This window comes from Acinetobacter sp. UBA6720, assembly GCF_002454215.1.
In the GTDB taxonomy this organism is placed as follows: domain Bacteria; phylum Pseudomonadota; class Gammaproteobacteria; order Pseudomonadales; family Moraxellaceae; genus Acinetobacter.
The window spans coordinates 1-3,315 of the sequence record NZ_DKIK01000041.1 but is presented as its reverse complement, the minus strand read 5'-3'; the positions used below and the strand labels follow the sequence as shown (position 1 = coordinate 3,315).

At 36.1% G+C, this 3,315-nt stretch carries 3 protein-coding genes; all 3 read right to left on the bottom strand.

Going from position 1 to position 3,315, the window contains the following annotated elements; all coding sequences use genetic code 11:
* Nucleotides 1-297: ribosome hibernation-promoting factor, HPF/YfiA family (hpf, locus tag B4F08_RS03590; RefSeq protein WP_291373224.1), on the bottom strand; the 297-nt coding region annotated here is incomplete at its 3' end.
* A gap of 171 nt (nucleotides 298-468) precedes the next feature.
* The gene (locus B4F08_RS03585; RefSeq protein ID WP_086210788.1) at nucleotides 469-1,923 is read right to left on the bottom strand and encodes an RNA polymerase factor sigma-54; all 1,455 of its coding nucleotides are present in this window, start codon (nucleotides 1,921-1,923) and stop codon (nucleotides 469-471) included.
* A gap of 864 nt (nucleotides 1,924-2,787) precedes the next feature.
* Nucleotides 2,788-3,099 carry an ankyrin repeat domain-containing protein gene (locus B4F08_RS03580; RefSeq protein ID WP_086210789.1) on the bottom strand — a complete coding sequence of 104 codons (312 nt, stop codon included), beginning with the start codon at nucleotides 3,097-3,099 and terminating at the stop codon, nucleotides 2,788-2,790.
* Nucleotides 3,100-3,315 lie beyond the last annotated feature (216 nt).

Below are 3,315 nucleotides of genomic sequence, written 5' to 3'. Positions count from 1 at the left end.
ACGGTGCTTATCGAGCTGTCTTTTGAGTTTTTCTGATAATTTTTTAATCGACGTATACATATCATCTGCTGAAGCCTGAGCAAAAAATTCAATGCCCGGTAAACGGATAATTGCTTCTGCAATATGATTGCTACTGCCTTTTTTAGTATGTTTATCGACCTGATGATCTTTGGTTAATTTCACCTGCATACTGTTCACCTGATCAATATGCTTGGTCATTTCTGCAAATTTGCAGCGAATCGTATCTTCAATAGCTGGGGTAATGCTTAAATGGTGTCCACGAATTGTTATTTGCATATATCTATCCCTCACCTTCATTAGGATTAATGAGGAAAAGCCAAGACGATTTAATGACTGCAAAACAACCAGTGCGTATAGAAACATCAAATCATTTTAGCCATTCCTTAAAGAAAAAAGAGGTTCATTATGTTGTCATAATGAACCTCTAGAATAGTCAGATTTTAAATTTTAGATCAAGACTTTTCGTTCAGAAGACGATGGAATATGTAACGATTCACGATACTTTGCCACCGTCCGACGAGCAACATCAATCCCATCATCTTTTAAAAGATTGGCAATTGCATTGTCAGACAAAGGTTTACGAGCATTCTCTTCCGCAATCAATTTTTTAATCTTGGCGCGAATAGCTGTCGAAGAAGCCTCTCCTCCCGAAGTTGTACCGACATGACTTGAAAAGAAATATTTCAACTCGAACAAGCCGCGTGGCGTCAGCATATATTTATTTGTAGTTACGCGTGAAACGGTCGATTCGTGTAATTCTACCTCTTCGGCAATATCGCGAAGGACCAAAGGCTTCATGCCTTCAGCACCAATTTCTAAAAATGCGCGTTGATGTTCAATGATACACGTCGCCACTTTCAACAAGGTCTTATGACGTTCGTCGACACTTTTAATAAAATTTTTCGCATCTAACATCTGATTACGTAAGTACTGATTATCATCACTTTGATCAGCACGTTTAATCATATTGGCATAAAAAGAGTTAATACGCAGTTTAGGCATAATGTCTGGATTCAATGCCACTTGCCATTGCTCATTTTTCTTCATGACCACGACATCAGGAATTTGATAATCCGAGTCTTTATCTTCAAATTCCAATCCTGGATGTGCTTTTAAAGTTTTTAATAAATCCACTGCACATTTTAATTGCTCTTGATTCAGCCCTGTTTGTTTAATCAGTTTAGCCAACTCATTGGTAATTAACAGCTCATAATTTTTCAGTAAAATCATGGCATCATTTCGACAAACAGTTTGCACAGGCAAGGCTTCTAACTGCACCATTAAACACTCAGCCAAATTACGAGAACCAACACCCAATGGATCTAAACGCTGAATATGTTTGAGCACAACAACGACTTCATCATCTTCCACTTCATCGTCATAATCCATACTTTCTAAAAGGTGCTGAACTGAAGTCGTAATTTCTGAAATATCGCTATCTAAAAATCCTTTATCATCTAATGAGTCAATAATGCAATAAGCAATCAACTGATCCACTTGCGAAAAATGCAAAAGATTAATTTGCTCGAGCATATGCTCTTTTAAACCCAAATGCCCTTGGCGGTTATCTTCACGCTCTTCAAATTCTGCCGCACCGAGACTTGTCGGCTGATGTGTATAAACATCATCCCAATCCGTATCGACAGGTAAATCATCAGGTAAATGGTCAGCATTCAGTTCATTGGTTAAGTCTTTCTTATCTACTTCTTGCTCTTGTACACTAGATAAGCTTTCCATTGAAGATTGTTCTTCTACTTTTTCTAAAAGCGGGTTGCTATCGAGTTGGATCTGAATTTCTTGTTCAAGTTCAAGGCTCGACAATTGAAGCAATCGAATAGCTTGTTGTAATTGGGGGGTTAGCGACAAAGAGTTCGCAACTTTCAATCCAACAGATAACTTCATAGATCCCTACTCTTTTATACAACTTTTCTAAAGCACGCATTACAAGCAATTTTTGTGCCGTTTTATTTTTTATAGCATAAAAAATTCAAAAAACCTACAAATTTTGAGCATATTATTTTACGCAACCTGAATAACACAACATCATGCTTTACACAGATTTTTATCAATTAAGAAAAAATAAATCATCCCATCCTATTTTAATAGACTCAACGCATACTTTCAGTTCGCTATAAGGGCGAATTAAATAAAAACATCATCGTCATTCAACTTTGTAAAAACCTACGTACAGATATTTTTTAAAGTAATTTACACAACTCAAAAGTATTATTAAGAACCTCAAACATAGCTGTAGAACATAATGCGTAAATTCAGCCTCCTATTTTGTAGATTGCACAGTATTGAGCACAGCGAAATCTACACTGTCAAATAAAGAAAGAAGCTATGCAAGACCACCTCGGATACGGACTTAGCACACGCGCATTAAAAAACGACGGTTTTTTCATTATTCTAGGTGCATCAATCAATATTAATTGGTTAACCGCCATCACAAAACACTCGAAATTACTGGATGCTTTAGTCATGTAGCCAAAACATACTGTGATATATCATCTGCATTGAAGCTGAACATCTTTCCTTAAACTCGCGTAAAACTATATAATTTGATTTGGAAAATATGGGCAGGATTTGGGTCAATGAAGCTACCAACAAATGCAATACTCCTAGCTATTCCGTGATCAGCTTATGTGTCCCAGTAAATATCCAATCACTAGTCTTGAGCGAAGCTAAATCCAATCAATCTAATTAAAAGCTTTATAAAATAAAAAAGCCTGAAATTCATCAAGCCCTTGTATTCACTTTCTAAAATTACAGACTTTTTAAATAGGAGGCAATTTCTAATTGTTCCGCCATTTCAGCCAGTTGTAATGCAGTATATTCACCTTTGTACTGAACATTTGCGCCTTTTTCAACCAGTAGTTTCACCACATCTAGATAGCCATTTTCAGCAGCAGCTTGAAGCGCGCTATAGCCTTCATCATCAGTAGAATTCACATCTGTACCGCTGGCAAGACTTTTTTCAACTTCTGCCAACTCACCTAAAGATGCCCAATAAACCAATTCAGGTAAATGCAGTTCATCATCGCTTTCAGGGATTGGGGAGAATGAACTAAGTTTCATTAAACCACCTCAAAATTTAATTTTAGACCGAATATATAAAAGCATATTCATTAAAGCTAATCCAATCCATGTTTAAAAACTTTCTATAAATTTAATTAAGTTAATATTAGCCATAGAGACCATCAATAACTCGAAACATCATTTTTATTTATTTTTTGATAAACCTCTTCCCGATTGACTATTTCACTAACCGCATAATAAAAAAAGCCCCCTAAC